Here is a 20,484-nt window from a genome sequence, read left to right as displayed (position 1 = left end):
GGGCACAAACAATGGATAAACCAGAACACGACGCTGTACAGACCAGTTACGACATCCTTGCCGAAACTTATGTCGAACATTTATTCAAAGAACTCGACAACAAACCGCTCGACCGCGAATTGCTGAACCGCTTTGCCGAGGAGGTAAAAGGTTCAGGGCTGATCTGTGATTTGGGATGCGGCCCGGGGCACGTCGCGAAGTATTTATCTGAACAAAGCGTGACCGTCTGTGGTATCGACCTGTCGCCCGCGATGATCGAGCAGGCGCGAAAATTAAATCCCGCAATCGATTTTCAAACCGGCGATATGCTGGCGCTTGAGATTGCAGACCATACTTTTGCAGGACTTGTGGCATTTTATTCCATCGTCAATTTATCGCGTGGAGATGTCCAGCAAGCTTTATTTGAAATGCATCGTGTGTTAAAACCCGGCGGACGATTGTTGCTGGCGTTTCATGTTGGCGACGAGATGTTGCACGTCGAAGAATTGTGGGGGAATCCAATCAATCTCGATTTCTATCTGTTCACGGCTGATGAAGTGAGTGGCTATCTTTCATCTGCGGGATTTCAAATCGAAGAGGTCATCGAACGCGACCCCTACCCGGATGTCGAATATCAAAGCCGCCGCGCCTATCTCTTTGCAAGAAAGTCCGAATAACCAACTATGCTGGCAAAAAGAATTATTCCCTGTCTTGATGTGAACGCCGGGCGCGTCGTCAAAGGCATTCGCTTCGTCGATTTGATTGATGCGGGCGACCCGGTTGAACAAGCCAAACGTTATGACCGCGAAGGCGCGGATGAACTGGTCTTTCTCGACATCACCGCATCATCCGACAGTCGCGACATCGTTCGCGATATGGTTCGCCGCGTCGCTGATTCGGTGTTTATTCCCTTTACAGTTGGCGGCGGCATTCGCACCGTCGAAGATATGCGCGACATACTGGCATCGGGCGCGGATAAGGTTTCGGTCAACACCGCGGCAATCAAAAATCCCGCGATTATTACCGAAGGCGCGAAAGCCTTCGGTTCGCAGGCTATCGTTGTGGCGATAGATGCAAGAAGAAGAAGTCAGGAGTCAGGAGTCAGGAGTCAGGAGTCATCGGCAAGTAGTCCGCAAGCCGTTACCAGTCAGGAAAGTTCGCCGGTGGCAAATATAAATCCGCAATCTACCGAAGGCAGCGAGTCAACTCACAATCCGCAATCCGCAGGAAGCTTAAACCTGCTCCGCAATCCGCAATCTATCGGTTGGGAGGTCTACACGCATGGCGGCAGAACGCCAACCGGTATAGACGCAATTGAATGGGCAAAGCAGGTAGAAAAATTAGGCGCGGGAGAGATATTGCTTACCAGTATGGATGCTGATGGTACGAAGGACGGTTATGACATTGACCTCACCCGCGCCATCAGTGAAGCGGTTGCGATTCCGGTGATTGCTTCGGGCGGCGCAGGAAAGCTTGAACATTTGTACGAAGCGTTAAGCGAAGGCAAAGCTTCGGCGGTGCTTGCCGCATCGATTTTTCATTTCGGTGAATTTACCATCGGCGACGCCAAAGATTTTTTGCGAGCGCGGGGCTTGCCGGTGCGGTAATTGATTATTCATCGGGCAGCCGTTGATAACCCTATAGCGGTTTATAAACGATTTACTGAGGTTGACCAAGCAGTCTTTGACCGCTCTCTCAACGAAGACTGAGTAAACTTATTTGCAAACCGCTACAGTGATTTATTGATGGTCGGGTAGATGATTCAGATGATAAAGGCAAATGGTGAGAGCCTATCGTTCACCATTTGCCTTTTGTTTTTAGCAAAAGCTCCAACCTGCCTTCAGTTGCCAACTACATAATGACTTGAATCGGGGCAGTGAGTTGTAAGGTTCCCCAGTTGATTTTCAATGTCACGTCTTTGATGTTGTCTTTTGAGGCGAGTAAGACGACGGTCAGTTTTTCGATTGAATCAGTTACTTTTTCAAATTTAATCGGCACCGAAAATTCAACCGGCGCTTTATCAATCATAAACGCATCGAGTCCGGCTTGGCGGGCTTTTGCCGGGTCAATGAAGACCAGATTCCAGGTTGCGCCATCGGCTGAACGACTCAGTCCCAGATAATAAAATCCTGGCGCGACATCTTTGCCGTTGATTTTCAAAGGCAGCGCGGTGTCGAGGGTTGTCCAGAAATTGTTACCGAAACGCCAGGTTTTGCCTTTGGTGGTGGCGTCAAATCCCAGGTCATAGGCTTTTTTCCAGAGCGGGCGACCGTAATCAATGGCAAACTGTCCGAGGGGAACATTTTTAACCGAGTGCCAGTAAAGCACACGGGTGTTGCCGCGTTCATCGGGGAGCAAGCCGCCAAAAGCCTGCACCTCGGGTTTACCGCTTTGCGCGAAGGCGGCAGCGGCGCATAAAACGACTGCAAACACTAAGTTGAGAAATTTCAATTTCGCAATCCTCCTATTTTCTGTTTAGATATTCGGGCAATAAGTTTGCTTGCAGGAAATGGTTAATACAAGCTGCATCAGGTTCCGCTGTCAAACTCAAAAAACGACATGAATTTTACGGTGTAGGAAACGGTTACTAAAGATAGAAGGTTGCACAACCTGGATTTTTAACATCTTTTTACAAATCGCCCGGAGGGTGAGTGATAGATGATGACTGATGATCTGATAACCGCAGTGCAATTTGACGAGCGCGGCTTGGTGCCGGCAATCGTGCAGGACGCCGCGAGCGGCGAGGTTTTAATGATGGCTTATATGAATGCCGCGTCGCTTGCCAAAACTCTTGAAACCGCAGAGACCTGGTTTTGGAGCCGTTCGCGTGGTGAACTCTGGCACAAAGGCGCAACCTCCGGCAACACCCAGCGCGTCGTTGCAATTCGCATTGATTGCGATGGCGATACGTTGTTAATCCAGGTCGAACCTGCGGGTCCAGCCTGTCACACCGGCGAACCCAGTTGTTTTTTTACAAAGTTGAAATAGCCATCGGTTCATTCCCCGCGAAATTGATAAAGGTCTTGAGAAGCAACCGCTACGCCAAGCATTTTCAAATAGAAAAACAGTTGGTACTTGTGGTTGAGCAGATGTTCGAGATTGCCGAGCAGTAAGGTCAAAACGCTTTCGCCTGCGGGAACAAAAACCGTGGATACTTTGATGGATAAATCATCATCGGTGAGCAATGCAAAACCTTGTTCGAGGTGTTGACGATAGATTTCCATTAACTGTCGCGCGTCGGTTGCTTTGCGCGGTTGATTGACCGGAAGCGCTCTTAAATGTGGAAAGTGCGATAACTGGCGCGGGCGGAGGGCATACAGCACAGCACAAAAACCAGCCAGGCATTCGAGCAAATGACCGAGTAAATCGGTCAAGGGCAATGTCGAATCGACAGGCTGCCATTCCGGTTTGTCGTCAGGGATTTTGACAATGAGCGAATCGAGACGTTCGATTTGTTCAAGGGTTTTATCGCGCAGGGCGTCGATGAGTTGAGTTGATGATTTCATAATATTCCGTTTTTAGATGGAAATGAATTATCGCAAACCGAGGAATTTTATGGCATAGTCTATGCGCGCGGCTCACCGAAAATTTGGAGATTCATAATATGAGAAGTAAAGTCGCTATCATCCTATTCGGTTTGGTTTTTTCAGTTCTCGGTATTTCCACTTTACAAAGTTATGGACAAACGGTTGCGCCGGATTCATCCTTAATCATTCTTCCGGCGGGAACCGTCAATGTCGCGCCCAATCAGCCAGCGGTTTCACCGGATTCAACTCGTGGCATTATCAATGCGCTTTGCGATGTAAAGTTGAACATCGTGAGCTGTCCGTTTTTTCCCAATGGCGGATTTATTTCCTGCGACAGCAACGGCGATGGCATAGAGGATTTTACCATTGCGCTCAAAGATATAAACCACGTCAACAGTCTGCTCACCCAGGTGACGATTCCTGCGCTCAGTCCGCAATTGCCGGGAACGGCTTTCCCGTTTGCCTGTTGCGGCGGCGTGGTCAGCCTCACGCTGGTTAAAAAAGTGAATGCGAGTGATGACAATATCTTTGGTGATTACACGCAAAAGACCACTTGTCCGATAGATGTCGGCATACGCGCGCCGGTTGTGGTATCGGCTACACCTTCTGGCGGCGATTGCGCGATTGAACAGAATATTCAGATTCCCGGTTCGTGTTTCAGTCTGCCGTTTGTGGCTTCGACGGATAGCGCGGGCGAGGTAAGCTATTCAACCGGAACGACGATCAATGTCACGGACGTGTACGCCGTTGAAGTCGGCAATCCGGGTAATATTATTCAAGCCAAACGCTTCGTGGTGCTGACGCCAAATTTGATTGATGGGTTATTCGCTTTTGGCAACGCCAATGCCGGAAAGAAATTTTTGATTTATGTGACGGGACCAAATGGAACAAGCCGCAATTTGACGAGTTTGCCTCCGGGAACTCCTGCCAACTGTCCGCTCGGCAATGAACAGGGTGTGCAGGTTACGTTTACCTGTGGAAATACCCAGACAACTCCCGGTGAAGGAGATTCCGCACCACCTGTAGCCATCATTAACCAGTGCCGTTTGGAACGCAGTGAAACCGGAGCCTTGAGTTTGATTATCAAAGGAATCCGCTTTCAGGCTAACGCGCAGATAACCGTCGGCGGTGTGAGTCCCAAAAAATTAAAATTCAAAGACCCGGATACTGTTGTAGGAGGTTTTTCAACCATTATTGCCAAAGGGCGTATGTGTAATGGATTGCCGGGAGCGATTGTGATTGTCAATCCAGGGGAAACTCCCAGCCAGCCGTTTTTCTGTAATCAGTCTTGCAATTTTTAATCGGAAGGATTAAAAAGAACCTAGATATTTGGGGAAATCGAGAACCAATTGTGAAATTTTAAGATTTTCTATTTCACAGTTGTGTTTGAATAGGTTTTTGGAATGCAGATTAATAAAGTTGGTTTCTTTGGTTGTTAATCTGTTGCTGGTCTAATGATGGATCGACCTCCGCTCATCACTAAACATCGAACAAGCAATCTGCATTTCCGCTGATAAATTATAAAACGAATAACTCCCCACAGGCTTCCATTTCAATTTTTTCGTAAGTTGATGGGTGTTGTGTACTTGCCTAGCCTCACGCCTCCAAACTTAAAAGTGGGATACCGGTATGACTGGATACATTAAAAATTCTTTTTCGCCAGCGAAAATACTAATCATTTATCTAATGATTGGAGGTTTATGGATTATTCTCTCCGACATGGTTCACGGCGTTTTAGCGAATGAAATCTGGTCGAATAAAATGATTGAAATTAGCAAGGGGCTGTTGTTTGTCGGCATCACCGGACTCGTCCTGTTTTTAGTTCTCAAACAGGCTAATGCCAAACAACAAGCGACGCAAAAGGCGCTGGCGCAAGCCGAAGAGCGCTACCGTTCGATTTATGAGAATGCGCTTTACGGTATTTTTCTAACAACCTTTGATGGCAGGTTTATTTCCGTTAATCCTGCGTTGGTTGATATGTTGGGATATGAATCCGGTGAAGCCTTAATGAAGGTGAAATTGCAGGATATTTATTGCAACCCGGACGACCACAAACGATTGCTCGAAATCTGTCAATCACAACAAAAAGTACAAGGCTTTGAAGTTGATTGGCAGAACCCCAACGGGAAAACCTTGACTGTACGACTGAGCGCAATGGCGTTTTATTCGCCTGATGATAACGAGGAAATCCTCCAGACTATAGCCGAAGATATTAGTGAACGCCGGTCATTGGAAGACCAGTTCCGGCAATCGCAAAAGATGGAAGCCTTGGGGGTGCTGGCAGGCGGCGTAGCGCATGATTTTAACAACCTGCTGACCACGGTGATCGGCTACAGTCAGTTGATATTGAGCCGGGTTGATAGCAGCGACCCGAATCGAAAACACATCGTTGAGATTGAAAAAGCCGGTCAACGCGCGACTTCACTCACCAGACAACTGCTGATGTTCAGCCGAAAACAGATCGTCCAACCCAAAGTCATCGACATCAATACGTTGCTTGCTGAGATGGGAAAGATGTTGCGCAGATTGATTGGCGAAGATGTTGAATTGCATATCAATCCCAAAGAAAATCTGGTGAACATTTTTGCTGACCCCGGACAGATTGAACAGGTGATTATGAACCTGGCAGTCAATGCGCGTGATGCTATGCCCGAAGGCGGTCATTTGACGATTAAAACTTACGACCTGATGATTACGGAAAATTATGTGAAGGAATCGTTTCAGGTTGAGGCTGGCAGGTATGTGGTTTTAGAGATTGCTGATACCGGCATGGGCATGGAAAAAGCGACATTGAAGCGCATTTTTGAGCCGTTTTTTACCACCAAAGATTTAGGCAAAGGCACAGGGCTTGGGCTATCGACAGTTTATGGAATCGTCAAACAGGTAAACGGATTTATCGAAGTCGATAGTGAATGCGGTCAGGGAACCGTATTTAAGATTTTCTTTCCGGTTGCCGCGATTCAAAGAGAACAGGAGCGGCAGGCGGCAATCCGTTCGACGCCGCAAAATGGTTCGGGGACGATTTTACTTGTGGAAGATGATGTTGCGGTTAGGGAATTGACCCGCGAAATTCTGGAAGCCAGCGGTTATACCATGCTGGTTGCCAATCATACGGTCGAAGCGTTACATATCGCTAAAACCCATCCCGGAACCATCAACCTGTTATTAACCGATGTCGTCATGCCTTACATGAACGGCAGGTATTTAGCCGATGAGGTCGTCAAAACCCGACCGGATATCAAAGTGCTTTATGTTTCCGGTTACACGGATGACGCAGTGGTATTGAACCGGGTGTTGAAAGAGGGGTTGGCATTTTTGCAGAAACCGTTTTTGCCCGGCGAATTGATGCGCAAAGTGCGTGACGTTTTGAAGGGGAAAACCAATTCGATTGCGTCATAAGCCGGGCGCATAAAAAATGTCTCGGCTGACTTTAAACCCCAAGCTTTTAGCGGTGCAGTTGATAAATCTCATTTAGGTTTTATCAATCCCTGCATTGCGGGCAATTTTCTAATGACAGTTTGCCAGACCAAAGCAAAACGGTTTCCCCCTGTTTAACCTTGCAATTATTTGCCGTGATTCACGCCGAAAAATTCAATTCCAAAATCTAACCTTCGATAAAAGGGAAACGTCCGCGAGATGCCTAACCCTGGAGAAAACTGGAAATTGTTTGGATAAACCTAAAATGCGTCAGGCATAATCCAACCTGGATTCACGAACAAGGATTGCGATAAAGGAGAGGCTTCCCATGCTTGAGGTAATATTAAAAAAATTTGAACACCCGGATGAAGTGCGCCACTTTGAGAAAGGCCGATTTGAAATTATCCATATCGGTGGCATGACGATTGGTAAGGCAACCTATGAGCCGGGATGGAAATGGTCAATAGATGTCAGTCCTATAGCGGGTACGCCGTTTTGTGAAGTAGAGCATCTTGGAATGGTGCTCTACGGCAAAGCCACGGCTGCGATGCAAAATGGCGAAGTGCATGAACTTGAACCCGGAACCGTTTTTTATATTCCGCCGATTGCCCATGACAGCTGGGTAATCGGTGATGAACCCTATGTGTCACTGCATTTTTTAGGTGCCGATAAATACACCAGATAGGGCTTGAGAACCGTGCCGCTATTAGAGCGGTTTGCGATTGAGTTTACTCAGCCGCTGTTGAGGAAGCGGTCTTTGACTGCGTATGACGGGAAACGCGGTCAAAGACTGCTTCCTCAACATGAGTAAATCGTTTTGCAAACGGCTATAAGCATCCGTTTTTACTCATTATCTCAGCGACCGGCAATGATTAAAAAGATCGTTCAGAAAAAAAATCAGTATGAGGCTTATTAAAACAGTAAAGGCTACCGATTCGGTAGCCTTTACTTGTTGATTATTAAAGTGGAGCTAATCGGGATCGAACCGATGACCTCATGACTGCCAGTCATGCGCTCTCCCAGCTGAGCTATAGCCCCAGTTGATTTATCAAATGCACCGTGATAGTAACAAATTGACTTTCTCAGCGTCAACTATAACCCTGAAATCTTCATGATGGAAAAACCGTATCCTCAAACCACCACTCAAGACCTCGCGCAAATCAGATATGATGTTGAAAAATTTCTCCTGGAAGGCGATTTTGAATTATATGAAAATCAGCGGTTCATCGCAGAAATGAAAAATTCTCAGGCTCAGATTGAACTGCTTTTTGGAAAGTTAATCCTGTCAAGTTGGGGAGATGGCTGGTCGCGTTCCTGGCGTATCTTGTCCGCTGAAATCTCGCCAAATGCCTTACGATTCCAATGCGCAAAACAACTGGGTCGGGTCGAGTGTTTAGTTGAAATGCAACGCCACCATCAACAGGGAGAAATTGCCGGAACCCGACAGGAATTTGCACAATCGATTGGCGATTTAATTGAAGCGAATTTCCCCGAATTCAAAGTTATCAAGACGATCACCCAGCGAAATGACCCGCGGCATTTTTCAAGCATTCACACGCGGTTGCTCATTAGAGAAAACCATCAGCGATATGCAGCCGTCGCCATTGGTAGTAACGAATCATCTTCTCACGTTGATGCAACCCTGAGCGCCGGGTTGATCTGGCTCGATCATTTACGGCAAACCGGAAACCTCATCAACCGGTTGATGTTATTGGTTCCCGCGGGGCGTGCCTTCACGATTGCTTCACGATTGGTTTACGTGCAAATCGCAGGCATCCCGATTTCGCTTTTTGAAATCGGTGAATCACAACGAATGATCAAACCCATTTCCTCATTTGCCCAGGCGGACTTATTCGATAACCTCAAACGCGCTTCGCAAAGCGCCGATTGGTCGCACGGTAAACCGCTCAACGAAGGGGTGCAAAACTTTTTGGCGAATCTTCAAGAGCAAACTTTACAACCTATCGACACCCGTCGGCGCAATGGCTGGGTATATCTCGCAATTCATGGATTAACCTTTGCCCGGATTGCCCCGCAAAAACTGAAAGTCGAATTTGGCATATCGTTGCCGAGGAAAAAACTTTCGGATAAAAATTACCCTGAATTGCTTGAGTTAATCGCCGGGATTTCGCACATGCGCACCGCTGATGCCAGAGCGTTTGATGATTTACGGTTTCGACTGCAAGGCGAGCGCTGGCTGGAATCCCTCCTTCGCCAAGCGGTCACGGCGATTGACCCGACGCTGGATGGGCGATTTGTCTACTCGCAGGTGCCTGCCTATCGCGGCGAACAACGTTCATATATCGATTTACTCACCGCAACCCGCACAGGGCGATTGGTGGTGATTGAACTGAAAATAAGTGAAGATGCGGAATTTCCATTTCAAGGGTTGGATTACTGGATTCGCATTGACTGGCACAGGCGGCGCGGCGATTTTGAACGGCGCGGTTACTTCAAAGGGTTAGCAATACAGGATGCGCCGCCCTTGCTTTATCTGGTTGCGCCGTTATTTCGATTCCACGCCACCACAAAATTGATTGCCGAGTCGATTTCAAAAGAGGTTCCGCTCTATCGCATCGGCATTAATGAAAACTGGCGTTCAGGTGCGAAGCGGTTGTTGTATGAACGATTGAATGAGGCTCCCGAATAGAAAAAAGCTTTGAGAGAAAAGATGAGGGAGAGAGAAACCCCAGATTAAAATCACAACTTCGCATAGGGAAAAAGCCTGCGTTTTTGCAAGCCCTTGTATTTTCTCGTCTCCCTGTTGAAATAAAAAACTAGCCGCGATTTTTTAACAGTCCACCGACCATTCCGAAAATATCATCTACGGCGGAACCATCGTGGTCACGGTCGAGCAACTGACCTAACATGCCCATCAAAGGGGACGAACTCTCCTGTTGCTGCCTTTCCTGGTCAAGCAAACCGGCGACTCCTTGTGCATCCAATCCTTGTTGACGTTGCGTCTTGCCAAGCGCGCCCATGACGATTGGCGCAAGCATCATTAACAACCTGGCGACGGTTGCGGCATCCAGACCGCTTGATTGGCTGATGCCCTGTTCGACCGATTGTTGCCTGCCGCCGAAAATGTGTCCGAGAATGCCTGCCGAAGAATCCGTGCCGCCACCGGCGATAACCCCGAGGATATTGTCGAGGATGCCGCCATCATGGTCATTGGATAAAGCCGTGTGCAGGGAATTCGCGCCTTCTTCATTGGCGCTGTTGCGCGCAAGCGCCCCGATTAACATCGGTAAGGCTGCCTGAATGGCATTGCCGACGGCGCTTTCGTCGGCGCCCAGCGTCTGACTCATCTGACCGATGGTGTCGCCGCTCAGTTGTTCGTTTAAAATATTTTGCAAAAACATGAGTTTTCTCCTTTTCGATTGCTTGTGATGCCTTTCAATAGGCTTATCCTAATCTTTTGATGAGGTTGATTAGGGATTGGCTCAACGGGATGGTGAAGAGCTTTTAGAATTGAACCGAACGCTAATCGGATGATGCCAGTGCAGCGATTGATTCAGCTAAATTCAGAGACGCTATTATGACTTTTAGCTTGCAAAGGCGCAAATCACCAAGCAAAAATCTACGCCCCCTTTGACTATCAAAATCACCTTGTTGAATCTCATCTGGCAGAGTATGATGCTTCGCCGCAAAATAAACCCATACTTTAAAAATAAGGAGATGCCCAGTCGTGAAAAGAAAACTACCGTTTTTAGTGACGATGATTGGTGTTTGTCTGTTGGTTGGTTGCACATTTTATGAAACCGACAAAGCCAATAAAGTTGTTGATGTCGCCAATGCCGCAATCAAAGATGCCAATGAAAACCTGACGAAAGGCGGACAGCTTTTAGTAAAAATGGAACAGGCGGTTGCCAGTATAGAGGAAGACCAGGACCTGGAAGCGGCACGCGCCCAGGCTAAAGAAGCCATCGCTACACTTGAAAAAGCCAGAGATAAATATAAAGAGAGCGGTGAAAAATTCATTGAAGCCAGCAAATTCAAACTTCAGGATAAATACAAAGAGTATCTCGAAGCCAAAGGCGCTGAAATGAAAAAACGCGCCGAGTATGTTGATGTGGTGATTGGCGAACCGAAGGCATTGCTTGATACCGAAAGCAAAGCCGATTATCAAGCGAAAGTGAAGGATGTCGTTTCAAAGTCAGATGCCGTCAAAAAAGATGCCGACGACCTGGAAGCCAAAGCCAAAAAAATTCAGGATGAGAACAAAGACCTCTTTGCTAAAGAGACTAAATAACTCCGCTGCCTGGTTCTAAACCGGAAAGCGCCGCCAGGTTATCAATAACCCGGCGGCGCTTTTATGGTTGATAAGCGAAGACAGGCTACATTTCATGGCGATTAGCGAGCGCTTTGTGCATGGTCACTTCATCGGCATATTCGAGGTCGGAACCCACCGGAACCCCCATTGCAATGCGCGTGATGCGCACACCAAGCGGCTTAATCAACCGCGACAAATAATTGGCTGTCGCTTCACCCTCGGTATTCGGATTGGTCGCCAGAATGATTTCTTTCACTTCATCGGAGCGCAATCGTTCCAGCAGATTTTTAATCTTCAAATCATCCGGGTGAATGCCGCGAATCGGCGACAATGCGCCATGCAACACGTGATAAAGCCCTTTATATTCGCGGGTTTTTTCAAAGGTCACAATATTGTAGGGTTCTTCGACGACGAGAATCGTTGATTTATCGCGCGTCGGGCTTGAACAATAGCGACAGGGGTCGATGTCTGTGAGGTTGTTGCATACCGAACAGAAAACGATGCGCTCTTTGACTTCATTGATTGCGGCAATCAATTTATCGGTTTCAATGCGGTCAGCGCGCAGAATATAAAAGGCGATACGTTGCGCCGATTTGTGACCGACGCCGGGCAAGCGCTTCAACTCATCGATTAACTTGGTAACCGGTTCAGCGTAATCAAGCATATTCAGGATTCAGGATTCGGGATTGAGGATTCAGGAAAAGTTTGTGGCTCAAACTGAACCCCCAATCCCGAATTCTTGTTAAAATAGTCCGTCCGGCAACCCCATGCCGCCGAGTTTTGAACTGAGTTTTCCTTTCATCGCTTCATCAACTTTGCGACCGGCTTCGTTGACCGCTGCCAGAATTAAATCCTGGAGCATTTCAGCGTCGCCGTTTTTTACAGCTTCGGGGTCGAGTTTGACATCAAGCACCTCTTTGGCGCCGTTCATGGAAACGGAAACGATGCCGCCGCCGACGCTCGCTTCGACACGCACCTGCGCCATTTCGCGTTTCATGTCTTCCTGCATCTGCTTGGCTTGCTTCATCATTTCACCGATGTTGCCTAAATCAAATCCGCCGGGGAATTTCATAAGTTTAAGAACCTTTCATTTATTTTTTGTGAATAATTATTTTGACGATTAACCGGTCGCGCATCAACTTTTATTTTCAATGGGAACGATTTCAACAATCTTGCCTTTGAATTTATCAGCAATCGCGCGAAGTTTCGGATGCTCTTCCGCAGAAGGGGTAGCCGGCGCAGAGGTTTTCGGTTGTGCGGTGAATTCGGTCGAAGGCTTTGTTGAGGGTTCTCCGACTGAAACCACGAGCGTTACCTGCCTGCCCAATATCTCTCGCCAAATCTCTTCAATCAATTTTTTGTTGTCGCGTGAGGTCACCTGATTTTTATAGATACCGTCCGATGGTTTATAAACAATCGTAAGCGTATCGCCGGAAACCTTGATGCGTTCTGCCAGGTTGATAACCGACAATAACATCATCTTCTTTTTCTCTTCGAGCAGATGTTTGAATCGAGTAATGGCATTTTGTTCATTGCCGTTTTCTACCGGCGCAAAATCCTGCGCAAGCGATTCCGATTCATCTTCGTATGCATCATTAATTTCGGGCGCGGAATCTTCCCAGGGCGGCAGCGATGCGGCGCGTGGTTGAACGGCTGTTGGTTTGCTCGAAGTTACCGGCTCAGTTGTTCGAGGATTTGCAAATGGCGAATCGCTTTCGCTGATTGCGGTTTGCGGACGCGCCGCCGACAAATTGCTTGCGGTTTGTGCCGGTGGCGAAAGCGTATTGGCAAAGCTGGTCGGCGGTTTGCTTCCCGATGATGGTTTGCTCGGCGAGGCAGAACGCGACGGCGCAGGCGGGCTGAAACTCTTGCCACCCGACGCGGAACCGATGCCGCTTGAACCTTGCCCGCCCAGACGCGCCGACAGGTCTTCGAGTTGTTTTATTGCATCTTCGAGTAAAAAGAGCCGACGCGATTGCAGCATCTTCATCAAACCGATTTCCAGTTGGAATCGCGGTTGCGAAGCGGTGCGAATGTCTTGTTCGGTTTTGGTGAGAATCGAAAAGAAGCGAATCAAATCCTGCTCGGAAAATCGTTCGGCAATGCGTGTAAGCGTTTCACCTTCGCTTGCGGGCATTTGCACGAGTTCCGCGTCAAAGCCTGTGACTTTGACGACCAGCAAGCCGCGAATATAGCTCATCAGTTCACGAGAAAAGTTTCTCAGGTCATAGCCACGAGTGACCATGTCATCAACCAGGTTGAGTAATTTTCGCGCCTCTTGTTCGCCTACAGCCAGCATGGTCTCATGCAGCGTTTCAATATCGACTAAGCCGAGGGCAAGCGAAACATCTTCATCTTTTATCTGTTTGCCCGCAAAACTGATGACTTGATCAAGCGCCGATTGCGCATCGCGCATCGAGCCTTCACCGGCGCGGGCAATCGCCAGCAAAGCTTTCTCGCTGATTTCGACGCCCATTTCCTGAGCGATGTTTTTCAGTTGGTCGTAAATTTTTTTCAGCGTGATGGTGCGAAATTCAAAGACCTGACACCGCGAGAGAATGGTTTCGGGAACCTTGTGGAGTTCCGTGGTTGCCATAATGAAAATAACGCGCGGCGGCGGCTCTTCAAGGGTTTTCAACAGCGCGTTGAATGCCGCATTCGAGAGCATATGAACTTCGTCGATGATGAAAATTTTATTGCGGTCACGCGCCGGAGAAATCTGTACCGTGTTGATGATGACATCGCGCACATTATCAACGCCGGTGTTTGAGGCAGCGTCAATCTCCATCACGTCAATCGAACGCGAACCGGCGATTTCCACGCACGAAGGACAGACGCCACAGGGGTCAATCGTCGGACCGTTGACGCAGTTCAAGGCTTTGGCAAGGATGCGCGCCGTGGTGGTTTTGCCTACGCCGCGCGCGCCGGAAAACAGATAAGCGTGATGAATGCGACCGGATTGAATGGAATTTTCGATGGTGCGACGAATGGCTTCTTGCCCAACCATCTGGTCGAAAGTTTGTGGGCGAAATTTTCTGGCGATGACCTGCGAATCAGACATAAGTTCCCGCAACGATTGTTATTCGAGATGAATCTGTAGTCTAAGGTTTGATGTGTTGGCTTGCAAGAAAAAGGGAAGGATTTACCGCCTCATGATTGACCTCGGTTTTCAGAAATTATCCCCAAAACTGAATGAACAACCGCTAAATTCTCAAATTTATCTTCGGACTGGGCTGAGCAGGCGGATTTGCCGAACGCTTAAAAGCAAAAAGGTTTGACTCATCAGGCTTCGGAGTAACCGCGGCACATCCGTGAAGCGCTACCGTTGCTCCGTTCCCGGCCTGGCGGGGTTTGCGCCCACGAGATTGCACGGTGTCCGAAGCCAGATGAATCAAACCTTTAGTATGAAGGCAAAGGGCAAAAGGCAAAAATCAAAAGGTAAAAGTATGATTACTCTTTAACCAATTAAAGAAGCAAACCTCTTTTTGCCTTTTGCCTTGCCACTTTTGCCTTTTGCCTTCAATGAGTGGCGGAGAGGGTGGGATTCGAACCCACGGTACCGTTTCCAGTACACAGCATTTCCAGTGCTGCCAGTTCAACCACTCCTGCACCTCTCCCCATTGCGGATTGTAAAATGCGGATTGCGGATTAAAACCATTCAACATCTTTCAATCCGCAATCCGCAATCTGCAATTCGCAATTGACGTGGCGGAGAGGGTGGGATTCGAACCCACGGTACCCGTAAGAGCACAACGGTTTTCGAGACCGCCCGATTCAACCACTCTCGCACCTCTCCGCATGCAAAATTTTTAATTAACAAAGAGCCATTTCACTCAGTTGGTTGCCCTGACAGCTTTTCCCGCTTTTGGCGAAAGAAGGATTGTATCACCTGACGACATTCATCCTCAAGAACATTCCCTTGCAGGCTGACCCGATGATTCAAAAAATCTGTGGTGCAGATGTTGAAATGCGTTTCAACCGCCCCGGCTTTTTCATCAATCGCACCATAAACCAGGCGATTGACGCGCGCCTGGACAATCGCGCCGGCGCACATCGCGCAGGGTTCAATGGTTGAAAAGAGCGTTGCGCCGACTAACCGGTAATTGCCAGTGGCGCGCGCCGCATCCCGCAGGGCTTCGATTTCGGCGTGTGCTGACGGGTCATGGTTTTGAATTACCCGGTTATGACCACGCCCCTTGATTTCACCATCAATGACGACGATTGCGCCAATCGGCACTTCATCTTCCGCCGCTGCCTGTAGGGCTTCGGCAAGCGCCACTTTCATATATGCTTCATCGCTTACCGTCATAGCGAAAAAAAAGAACCCGAATGTTAGCCATTTGGCTTAAACGCTGTCAAGAATATCGCGTTTAAATCTCGACCGTCACCGATGGCTCTTTCGCGATTCTCATTGAAAGGTCTTTTACACTTTGAGGTTGGCGACGGTTGATATAGATTTCGGCAATTAATAAATTCGGAACCCAGGCAATCCACGCGACAGTCGTGTAGGTTTCCAGAAAACTGAAGCCCAATGCCATAAAAGTCGGAATCCATAATCTCAAAGTAACTGCGGCAAAAGTTAAACTGTAATTGCGAATCATCCATATGCGATGCGCTTGAGTATCGCCGCGACGAATCGTTCGATAAGCGAGAAACCCCGTCGTCAACCAGAGTGAAGCAAGCATTCCGAAACCGATATGGGTTGGCAAACCGCCGTAAGAGACAAATGCCATATACAGCCCGCCGCTGCCGCCAATCAAAATTCCCATTAAATAAATCCGCCCCAGCCAGCGATGGGCGCTCAATCGCCGGTTTCTGAATTTCCCCCAAAATTGCAACGGGCCAAGGAGTAAAGCGATAGTGCCGCCGAAAACATGGGTTAAAAACATGAAGATGTGCTCAGAAAAATGCACTGAAAAATTCGCGTCAGTAACCTTTTCAGGCGTGAAGAAAAAGTATCTCAAAGAAACCAGTGTGACGGCGGTGGCCAGGGTTGCCATCAACACCCATCCGATAATTTTAAATGTGCGGGTCATCGCCATCTCTCCTGTGACCATTTAATTTTCTGTGCCTGCTTAGTTTTTCACTAAAGGGATTGCTTGACCAAACGAATTTTGGCAGCTTAATGTTTCAAGGGTTCACAATCGACACCGGGTGATGAATGACCAGATGATTTTAAATTCCGCGACCGGCAATCTTTATTACGAAGTGACAGGCAATGGCGCACCGCTGGTGTTCATCAGCGGATGGGCGATGTCTGCGGATGTCTGGCGACCGGCAGTCGCAAGCCTTGCGGCAAATCATCGTTGTTTGATTTACGACCTTCGCGGAATGGCGCGTTCGCAACCGGCTTCGATTGAGGCGCGATTCAATATCGAAGACCACGTCGATGATTTACATGCCATTTTGCAAGCTGAAAATATTTTCGATGCGATATTTGTGGCGCACGAAATGGGCGCGCTGATTGCCGAAGCCTGCGCCACCAAACATCCGCAGGATGTTGCTGCGATGGTTTTTGTCAGCCCGCGCGCCAGTTTTTCAAAAGACACGATTAAAAGTTTGGCGGTGTTTACCCCGGCATCGTTGATGCTTCGCGACATTGCTTCGTTTCCGGTGGTGCGCAATTTTGTGGCTTTCAGATTTCGTCAGGCTCCGCCGCAGTATCGCGACCAGTTGTTTAATGATTTTGCCGAACTCAGTCCGCGCGCCGCATATGAAACGGCGCTTTCGGCGTCAGAAGGTTATGAAACTTCACCACTCGAAAAATTTGTCAAAGGCAATCAACTGCCGATACTCCTGGTTTGTGGTGACGAAGACAAAAAGGCTCTCGCCCATGCGCGCACACTATTTGACTTGGCTGATGATGCAAAACTTGCAACCCTCAGAGATTGCGGATTCCTGCCGATGCTCGAATATCCGCAGCAATTTGCCAGATTGATTGAAAGTTTTGCCGAAAGCGCGGTTGCCGCGAGCGTAAAAATGATTCGGCGAAACTGATGCGCTTACGGAGATTTATAGAACCTTACGGATAGCAAGGTCTATTCAGGTTTGCCAAATAATTAAAGGATAAGTGAGAGTTTAAGTTATGGATATACCGGTCAACCCGATTGCTCAGGAAAACCTCAGCGGCGAGATTTCAAACCTGCCATTATCAAGTGAGCCGCAAAATTACCAACCGCAAGGTGATTTATGGAACCGGAAATTGGCGACGACGATTTTCGTCGGACTGACCCTGGTTTTTCTCTTGAGCGTATTTTATAAACCGGCACCGGCAACGCCAAACGGCGATTATTTTTCGATCTGCGGATTTAAAAATTTAACCGGCTACCCTTGTCCGGGCTGCGGGCTGACCCATTCGTTTTGTGAACTGGGGAAGGGCAACGTTCAAAGCGCCTTGCAGTGGAACTGGATGGGGATTCCACTGTTTATCTTTCTGATTTTCGTCTGGTTGAAAGCGATTTTTATCTTGATCAAACGATTTGACTGGGCATTAAGCCTCGATAAACTTGCCACCTATTTAAAACCCATTCGTTGGTTGGCAATTGCTTTTGCGGTTTATGGCGTCGGGCGTATCGTTTACCTTCTGATTGAAAAATCTCGGGGCTGAAATTTTTTCAATCTACTGATGAACCATCTGACGTTTGGGCGTTAATGATGAGTCATTTATCGACATCATTAACCCTCATCGACCTGCCTGATTAAAAATTTATTTCCCCTTAATCAAATTCACCCGCAATCCCGTGGTCATCAACACATCATTTTTTTTCAACGTAACCAGCGGTGGATTGCTGATGTAGCGATTGCTGAGCGTCACCTGCCAACTGATGACGCGGGTTAATGACGTGACAATCGTTGAATCGAAGGCGAAACGATATTCGCCGCCGTCTTTTAAATTCGGAAAGATGGTCGCCTTTTGTTTGAACGAAGTGCGACTGGCAATTTTATGGAAGGATTCTTCACTGATATTCAATTCGGCGGATTTGCGACGAATGCCGTTTTCAAAACGTTCCTGATTGAAAGCGCCGCCTAAAAACATATCGAAATTGGTTGCCCCATTTTTTAAAACCTTCAATCCGAACCCGCCTGATGAAACGACACGCAAATTGAGCCGTTGTAATTTATTGTTTTCAGCATCAGCCGATGCGAAAGAAAAAATTCGTGGGGTGAGATTGCTTTCATAGCGAATACCTGTGCGGTTTGAGTCAGCCGCGATTTTCGCTTGTCCGTTAAATTTGCCGCGCGATTTCAACATATTGAAATAGGTCGTGAGTTTATTATCGGCAGTCTTGCGTGAGGCATTGAGTCCGGTGGTAAACGTCGTCACATCGGCATTGCCGCGCGACAAACTGATGCCGAAATCGGTTGACCCCGACCATAAATCGGTGAAACGCGGATGTGCTTGACGATAGAGTTCGTTTAGATAATTCGCCTGTTCTTCTTCGGAGCGAATGGTTGAAATTTTATCTCTGGTTAAGGTAAAAGCGCCCGAATAAGCGGTCTGTATCTGAAAATTCTGACCTTGAAATTGCACCTTCCCGGCAAATGCCTGTCCCTCTTTTGAGGTGATGTGCAGGGTTTTGTCGGTGACGACTTTATCAATGGCATCCATTTGAATGGTGATGGCTCCGGCAAACTCGGTTTTAATGACCAGAGATTTATTGTCGGCTCTGAGAATTGAGCCGCTGATGCGGTCGCCGTTTTTCAAATAAATGCTATCGGCAAAAACCGAAAATGAACCGAATAAAATAACTGTGAGCGTCAAGATAAATCTGTAATAAGGTCTCATTCCATCAAACCTGTAATGGGAAAATTGTTTATTTATTTTGATTGCCTGCGAACTTCGTACTGACGTCAGTTTTTGTCCGAACGTAATAATGAATTTGGGAGCGGAAAATTTCCAGTTAAAGATTGATTTTGCAGGTCGCGCACATTACCAGCGGCGGCGACGTTCGCTGCGGATGACTTCATCAATATCATAATCGCGCAACCGCGAGCGATTTTTATTGCGCTCTTCCTCTTCGCTCGCCCCCGATGCGCGACGCAACAAATGAAGCGCCTTGTCTTTAATGGGTTTGATCTCTTTGCGTCCGTTTTCAAATTGAATTTCGACTGCGCCGGATTCGCCTTCGCCAATCAAGCGCACGATTTCGCCGTAGAGCACGCCTGAACCTTGCGCATAAGAGATTTCATCACCGATGCGATATTTTACGGTTGAGGGTTTAGTCATAAATTTAAATTCCTTTACTGCTTTTGATTTTCAAAGGCTTTTGCGTTTGCATACGCGCTTTGCCGCATTGCGGACAAATCCATTTGCGCTGTTTATGAAAACTGCGCTTCTGTTCGACCATCTTGATTTTACAACGTTGACAGGTCAAATCCTTTCACCATCGTGGGAGCTAAACGTTCTGTGGCGTTTGCCCAATCTTCATCAAAAACTCGTTCGATTTTCTGGGCGATGGCGTGGTCTTCGATGATGATGCCCACCTCGCGACGCGAATCCATACTGACTTCGCGTAAATTCTGACTGCCGACAAAAAAGCGTTTGCCATCGACCACGATACATTTGGCGTGCAGTTTATATCTCGCCAATTTCCGCACGCGAAAATTGGGCATCAGGCGGTTGTAATCGTTATCGCGGCTGATGATTTTTACATCAATGCCGTTTGCCGCCTGTTTGATTAACACGCCGAGCGCCTGCTGGTCTTCGACCTTGGCATCGAGTATGCGAATCGTATGTTCGGCAGAGCGTAACAGGTCAATCAATCGAGCGCGGGTATTATGCGGACTGATGACCAGCGGGGAATCGGCAGGCTTGAATTTCTCGCCATGCCAGTCCGCATCGAAAAGCCGCGTGAGTTCCGCCGCAACCCCTTGATCTTTTATCAACACGCCGAAATCCCGCGCATAATGCAGGTTTTTCTGGGTTGGGTTGAAGGTCAAAATCAACGAGGTTTGTTCATCAACGATCATCATTTTGTAGTGATAACGTTTAATCTTTTTTTCGGCGCGCTGGGCTTTGACTTCAACGCCGAGTTTGCCGAGATCGTCGGACAATTTTTTATTGCGTTTAATCCACCCTTTGGAATCGATGGCGACCAGCGTCTGCACCTTGATGCCGCGTGTGACGGCGCTTTTCAAAGCATCTTTGACAATCGGATCATCCATTCTGAAAATGGTCATTTTAATTGAGCGCGTCGCGCTGTCAATGGCATCAACCAGCGGAAAAAAACTGTCGCCGGGCTGGACGATGAGCGAAACATTGTGTACCTGCGTGTATGATTCAACCAT

The 20,484-nt window shown here is 47.9% G+C and carries 20 protein-coding genes, 3 tRNA genes, 1 other RNA gene and 1 pseudogene; 10 read left to right on the top strand and 15 right to left on the bottom strand.

Features of this window, described 5'->3' with window-relative positions:
* Nucleotides 1-11 precede the first annotated feature (11 nt).
* Nucleotides 12-656: a class I SAM-dependent methyltransferase gene (locus AB1757_10475; GenBank protein ID MEW6127449.1), complete on the top strand. Its 645-nt coding sequence runs from the start codon at nt 12-14 to the stop codon at nt 654-656.
* A 6-nt stretch (nt 657-662) separates the two neighbouring features.
* Entirely contained in the window at nt 663-1,586 is a 924-nt protein-coding gene (gene hisF / locus AB1757_10470) for an imidazole glycerol phosphate synthase subunit HisF (GenBank protein MEW6127448.1), read from the top strand.
* Between the two features lie 244 nt (nt 1,587-1,830).
* On the opposite strand, the gene AB1757_10465 is transcribed toward hisF, so the two are convergent.
* Entirely contained in the window at nt 1,831-2,430 is a 600-nt protein-coding gene (locus AB1757_10465) for a DUF2911 domain-containing protein (GenBank protein ID MEW6127447.1), read from the bottom strand.
* A gap of 210 nt (nt 2,431-2,640) precedes the next feature.
* Between AB1757_10465 and hisI the strand changes: the two are divergent.
* Nucleotides 2,641-2,961 (top strand): annotated as a pseudogene (gene hisI, locus AB1757_10460) (phosphoribosyl-AMP cyclohydrolase).
* 14 nt (nt 2,962-2,975) lie between these two features.
* Here the strand turns inward: hisI and AB1757_10455 are convergent.
* Complete coding sequence (locus AB1757_10455) at nt 2,976-3,485, bottom strand: DinB family protein (protein MEW6127446.1); 510 nt, start codon at nt 3,483-3,485, stop codon at nt 2,976-2,978.
* Between the two features lie 98 nt (nt 3,486-3,583).
* Between AB1757_10455 and AB1757_10450 the strand changes: the two genes are divergently transcribed.
* The 3 genes from AB1757_10450 to AB1757_10440 all read left to right on the top strand — a co-directional run bounded on the left by AB1757_10450 (nt 3,584) and on the right by AB1757_10440 (nt 7,608).
* Nucleotides 3,584-4,807, top strand: coding sequence for a hypothetical protein (locus AB1757_10450; GenBank protein ID MEW6127445.1), 1,224 nt, complete (start codon nt 3,584-3,586; stop codon nt 4,805-4,807).
* A gap of 328 nt (nt 4,808-5,135) precedes the next feature.
* Nucleotides 5,136-6,905 (top strand): ATP-binding protein, encoded by a 1,770-nt coding sequence (locus tag AB1757_10445; protein MEW6127444.1) that lies wholly within the window; start codon nt 5,136-5,138, stop codon nt 6,903-6,905.
* Between the two features lie 346 nt (nt 6,906-7,251).
* A complete protein-coding gene (locus tag AB1757_10440) occupies nt 7,252-7,608 on the top strand; it encodes a cupin domain-containing protein (protein ID MEW6127443.1) in 357 nt (118 codons plus the stop codon).
* A gap of 280 nt (nt 7,609-7,888) precedes the next feature.
* Here the strand turns inward: AB1757_10440 and AB1757_10435 are convergent.
* Nucleotides 7,889-7,961: transfer RNA gene (locus AB1757_10435), tRNA-Ala, on the bottom strand.
* A gap of 73 nt (nt 7,962-8,034) precedes the next feature.
* Between AB1757_10435 and AB1757_10430 the strand changes: the two genes are divergently transcribed.
* Nucleotides 8,035-9,573 carry a hypothetical protein gene (locus tag AB1757_10430; GenBank protein ID MEW6127442.1) on the top strand — a complete coding sequence of 513 codons (1,539 nt, stop codon included), beginning with the start codon at nt 8,035-8,037 and terminating at the stop codon, nt 9,571-9,573.
* A gap of 127 nt (nt 9,574-9,700) precedes the next feature.
* Here AB1757_10430 and AB1757_10425 read toward each other — a convergent pair whose 3' ends face one another.
* Nucleotides 9,701-10,285: a DUF937 domain-containing protein gene (locus AB1757_10425; GenBank protein MEW6127441.1), complete on the bottom strand. Its 585-nt coding sequence runs from the start codon at nt 10,283-10,285 to the stop codon at nt 9,701-9,703.
* A 326-nt stretch (nt 10,286-10,611) separates the two neighbouring features.
* Between AB1757_10425 and AB1757_10420 the strand changes: the two genes are divergently transcribed.
* Nucleotides 10,612-11,175 carry a hypothetical protein gene (locus tag AB1757_10420; protein MEW6127440.1) on the top strand — a complete coding sequence of 188 codons (564 nt, stop codon included), beginning with the start codon at nt 10,612-10,614 and terminating at the stop codon, nt 11,173-11,175.
* An 85-nt stretch (nt 11,176-11,260) separates the two neighbouring features.
* On the opposite strand, the gene recR is transcribed toward AB1757_10420, so the two are convergent.
* The 8 genes from recR to AB1757_10380 form a co-directional block, all read right to left on the bottom strand.
* Entirely contained in the window at nt 11,261-11,860 is a 600-nt protein-coding gene (gene recR / locus AB1757_10415) for a recombination mediator RecR (protein MEW6127439.1), read from the bottom strand.
* Nucleotides 11,861-11,938: 78 nt separating this feature from the next.
* Nucleotides 11,939-12,268, bottom strand: a complete 330-nt coding sequence (locus AB1757_10410) for a YbaB/EbfC family nucleoid-associated protein (GenBank protein ID MEW6127438.1) — start codon at nt 12,266-12,268, stop codon at nt 11,939-11,941.
* 63 nt (nt 12,269-12,331) lie between these two features.
* Complete coding sequence (gene dnaX, locus AB1757_10405) at nt 12,332-14,257, bottom strand: DNA polymerase III subunit gamma/tau (protein ID MEW6127437.1); 1,926 nt, start codon at nt 14,255-14,257, stop codon at nt 12,332-12,334.
* 223 nt (nt 14,258-14,480) lie between these two features.
* Nucleotides 14,481-14,578, bottom strand: an RNA gene (gene ffs, locus AB1757_10400) — signal recognition particle sRNA small type.
* Nucleotides 14,579-14,723: 145 nt separating this feature from the next.
* A tRNA-Ser gene (locus AB1757_10395) sits at nt 14,724-14,813 on the bottom strand.
* Between the two features lie 89 nt (nt 14,814-14,902).
* A tRNA-Ser gene (locus AB1757_10390) sits at nt 14,903-14,992 on the bottom strand.
* Between the two features lie 33 nt (nt 14,993-15,025).
* On the bottom strand, nt 15,026-15,505 hold the full coding sequence (gene tadA, locus AB1757_10385; GenBank protein MEW6127436.1) for a tRNA adenosine(34) deaminase TadA: 480 nt from the start codon (nt 15,503-15,505) through the stop codon (nt 15,026-15,028).
* Nucleotides 15,506-15,566: 61 nt separating this feature from the next.
* Nucleotides 15,567-16,232, bottom strand: a complete 666-nt coding sequence (locus tag AB1757_10380) for a DUF2306 domain-containing protein (GenBank protein MEW6127435.1) — start codon at nt 16,230-16,232, stop codon at nt 15,567-15,569.
* A gap of 133 nt (nt 16,233-16,365) precedes the next feature.
* On the opposite strand from AB1757_10380, the gene AB1757_10375 reads away from it, so the two are divergent.
* Nucleotides 16,366-17,193 (top strand): alpha/beta hydrolase, encoded by an 828-nt coding sequence (locus tag AB1757_10375; GenBank protein MEW6127434.1) that lies wholly within the window; start codon nt 16,366-16,368, stop codon nt 17,191-17,193.
* Nucleotides 17,194-17,281: 88 nt separating this feature from the next.
* On the top strand, nt 17,282-17,803 hold the full coding sequence (locus AB1757_10370) for a DUF2752 domain-containing protein (GenBank protein MEW6127433.1): 522 nt from the start codon (nt 17,282-17,284) through the stop codon (nt 17,801-17,803).
* A 99-nt stretch (nt 17,804-17,902) separates the two neighbouring features.
* Here AB1757_10370 and AB1757_10365 read toward each other — a convergent pair whose 3' ends face one another.
* From AB1757_10365 to AB1757_10355, 3 genes are all read right to left on the bottom strand, one after another.
* Nucleotides 17,903-18,982, bottom strand: coding sequence for a DUF481 domain-containing protein (locus AB1757_10365; protein ID MEW6127432.1), 1,080 nt, complete (start codon nt 18,980-18,982; stop codon nt 17,903-17,905).
* A gap of 144 nt (nt 18,983-19,126) precedes the next feature.
* A complete protein-coding gene (locus tag AB1757_10360; protein MEW6127431.1) occupies nt 19,127-19,423 on the bottom strand; it encodes a hypothetical protein in 297 nt (98 codons plus the stop codon).
* A 128-nt stretch (nt 19,424-19,551) separates the two neighbouring features.
* Nucleotides 19,552-20,484, bottom strand: a complete 933-nt coding sequence (locus tag AB1757_10355) for a phospholipase D-like domain-containing protein (protein ID MEW6127430.1) — start codon at nt 20,482-20,484, stop codon at nt 19,552-19,554.

This window comes from Acidobacteriota bacterium (assembly GCA_040754075.1).
In the GTDB taxonomy this organism is placed as follows: Bacteria; Acidobacteriota; Blastocatellia; order UBA7656; family UBA7656; genus JBFMDH01.
This window is presented reverse-complemented; position numbering and strand designations above follow the sequence as displayed.

Coding starts and splice junctions, on each gene's coding strand:
- AB1757_10475 (MEW6127449.1), top strand. CDS start 12: ATGGATAAACCAGAACACGACGCTGTACAGACCAGTTACGACATCCTT.
- hisF (MEW6127448.1), top strand. CDS start 663: ATGCTGGCAAAAAGAATTATTCCCTGTCTTGATGTGAACGCCGGGCGC.
- AB1757_10455 (MEW6127446.1), bottom strand. CDS start 3,485: ATGAAATCATCAACTCAACTCATCGACGCCCTGCGCGATAAAACCCTT.
- AB1757_10450 (MEW6127445.1), top strand. CDS start 3,584: ATGAGAAGTAAAGTCGCTATCATCCTATTCGGTTTGGTTTTTTCAGTT.
- AB1757_10445 (MEW6127444.1), top strand. CDS start 5,136: ATGACTGGATACATTAAAAATTCTTTTTCGCCAGCGAAAATACTAATC.
- AB1757_10440 (MEW6127443.1), top strand. CDS start 7,252: ATGCTTGAGGTAATATTAAAAAAATTTGAACACCCGGATGAAGTGCGC.
- AB1757_10430 (MEW6127442.1), top strand. CDS start 8,035: ATGATGGAAAAACCGTATCCTCAAACCACCACTCAAGACCTCGCGCAA.
- AB1757_10425 (MEW6127441.1), bottom strand. CDS start 10,285: ATGTTTTTGCAAAATATTTTAAACGAACAACTGAGCGGCGACACCATC.
- recR (MEW6127439.1), bottom strand. CDS start 11,860: ATGCTTGATTACGCTGAACCGGTTACCAAGTTAATCGATGAGTTGAAG.
- AB1757_10410 (MEW6127438.1), bottom strand. CDS start 12,268: ATGAAATTCCCCGGCGGATTTGATTTAGGCAACATCGGTGAAATGATG.
- dnaX (MEW6127437.1), bottom strand. CDS start 14,257: ATGTCTGATTCGCAGGTCATCGCCAGAAAATTTCGCCCACAAACTTTC.
- tadA (MEW6127436.1), bottom strand. CDS start 15,505: ATGACGGTAAGCGATGAAGCATATATGAAAGTGGCGCTTGCCGAAGCC.
- AB1757_10380 (MEW6127435.1), bottom strand. CDS start 16,232: ATGACCCGCACATTTAAAATTATCGGATGGGTGTTGATGGCAACCCTG.
- AB1757_10375 (MEW6127434.1), top strand. CDS start 16,366: ATGATTTTAAATTCCGCGACCGGCAATCTTTATTACGAAGTGACAGGC.
- AB1757_10370 (MEW6127433.1), top strand. CDS start 17,282: ATGGATATACCGGTCAACCCGATTGCTCAGGAAAACCTCAGCGGCGAG.
- AB1757_10365 (MEW6127432.1), bottom strand. CDS start 18,982: ATGAGACCTTATTACAGATTTATCTTGACGCTCACAGTTATTTTATTC.
- AB1757_10360 (MEW6127431.1), bottom strand. CDS start 19,423: ATGACTAAACCCTCAACCGTAAAATATCGCATCGGTGATGAAATCTCT.
- AB1757_10355 (MEW6127430.1), bottom strand. CDS start 20,484: ATGGTTGAATCATACACGCAGGTACACAATGTTTCGCTCATCGTCCAG.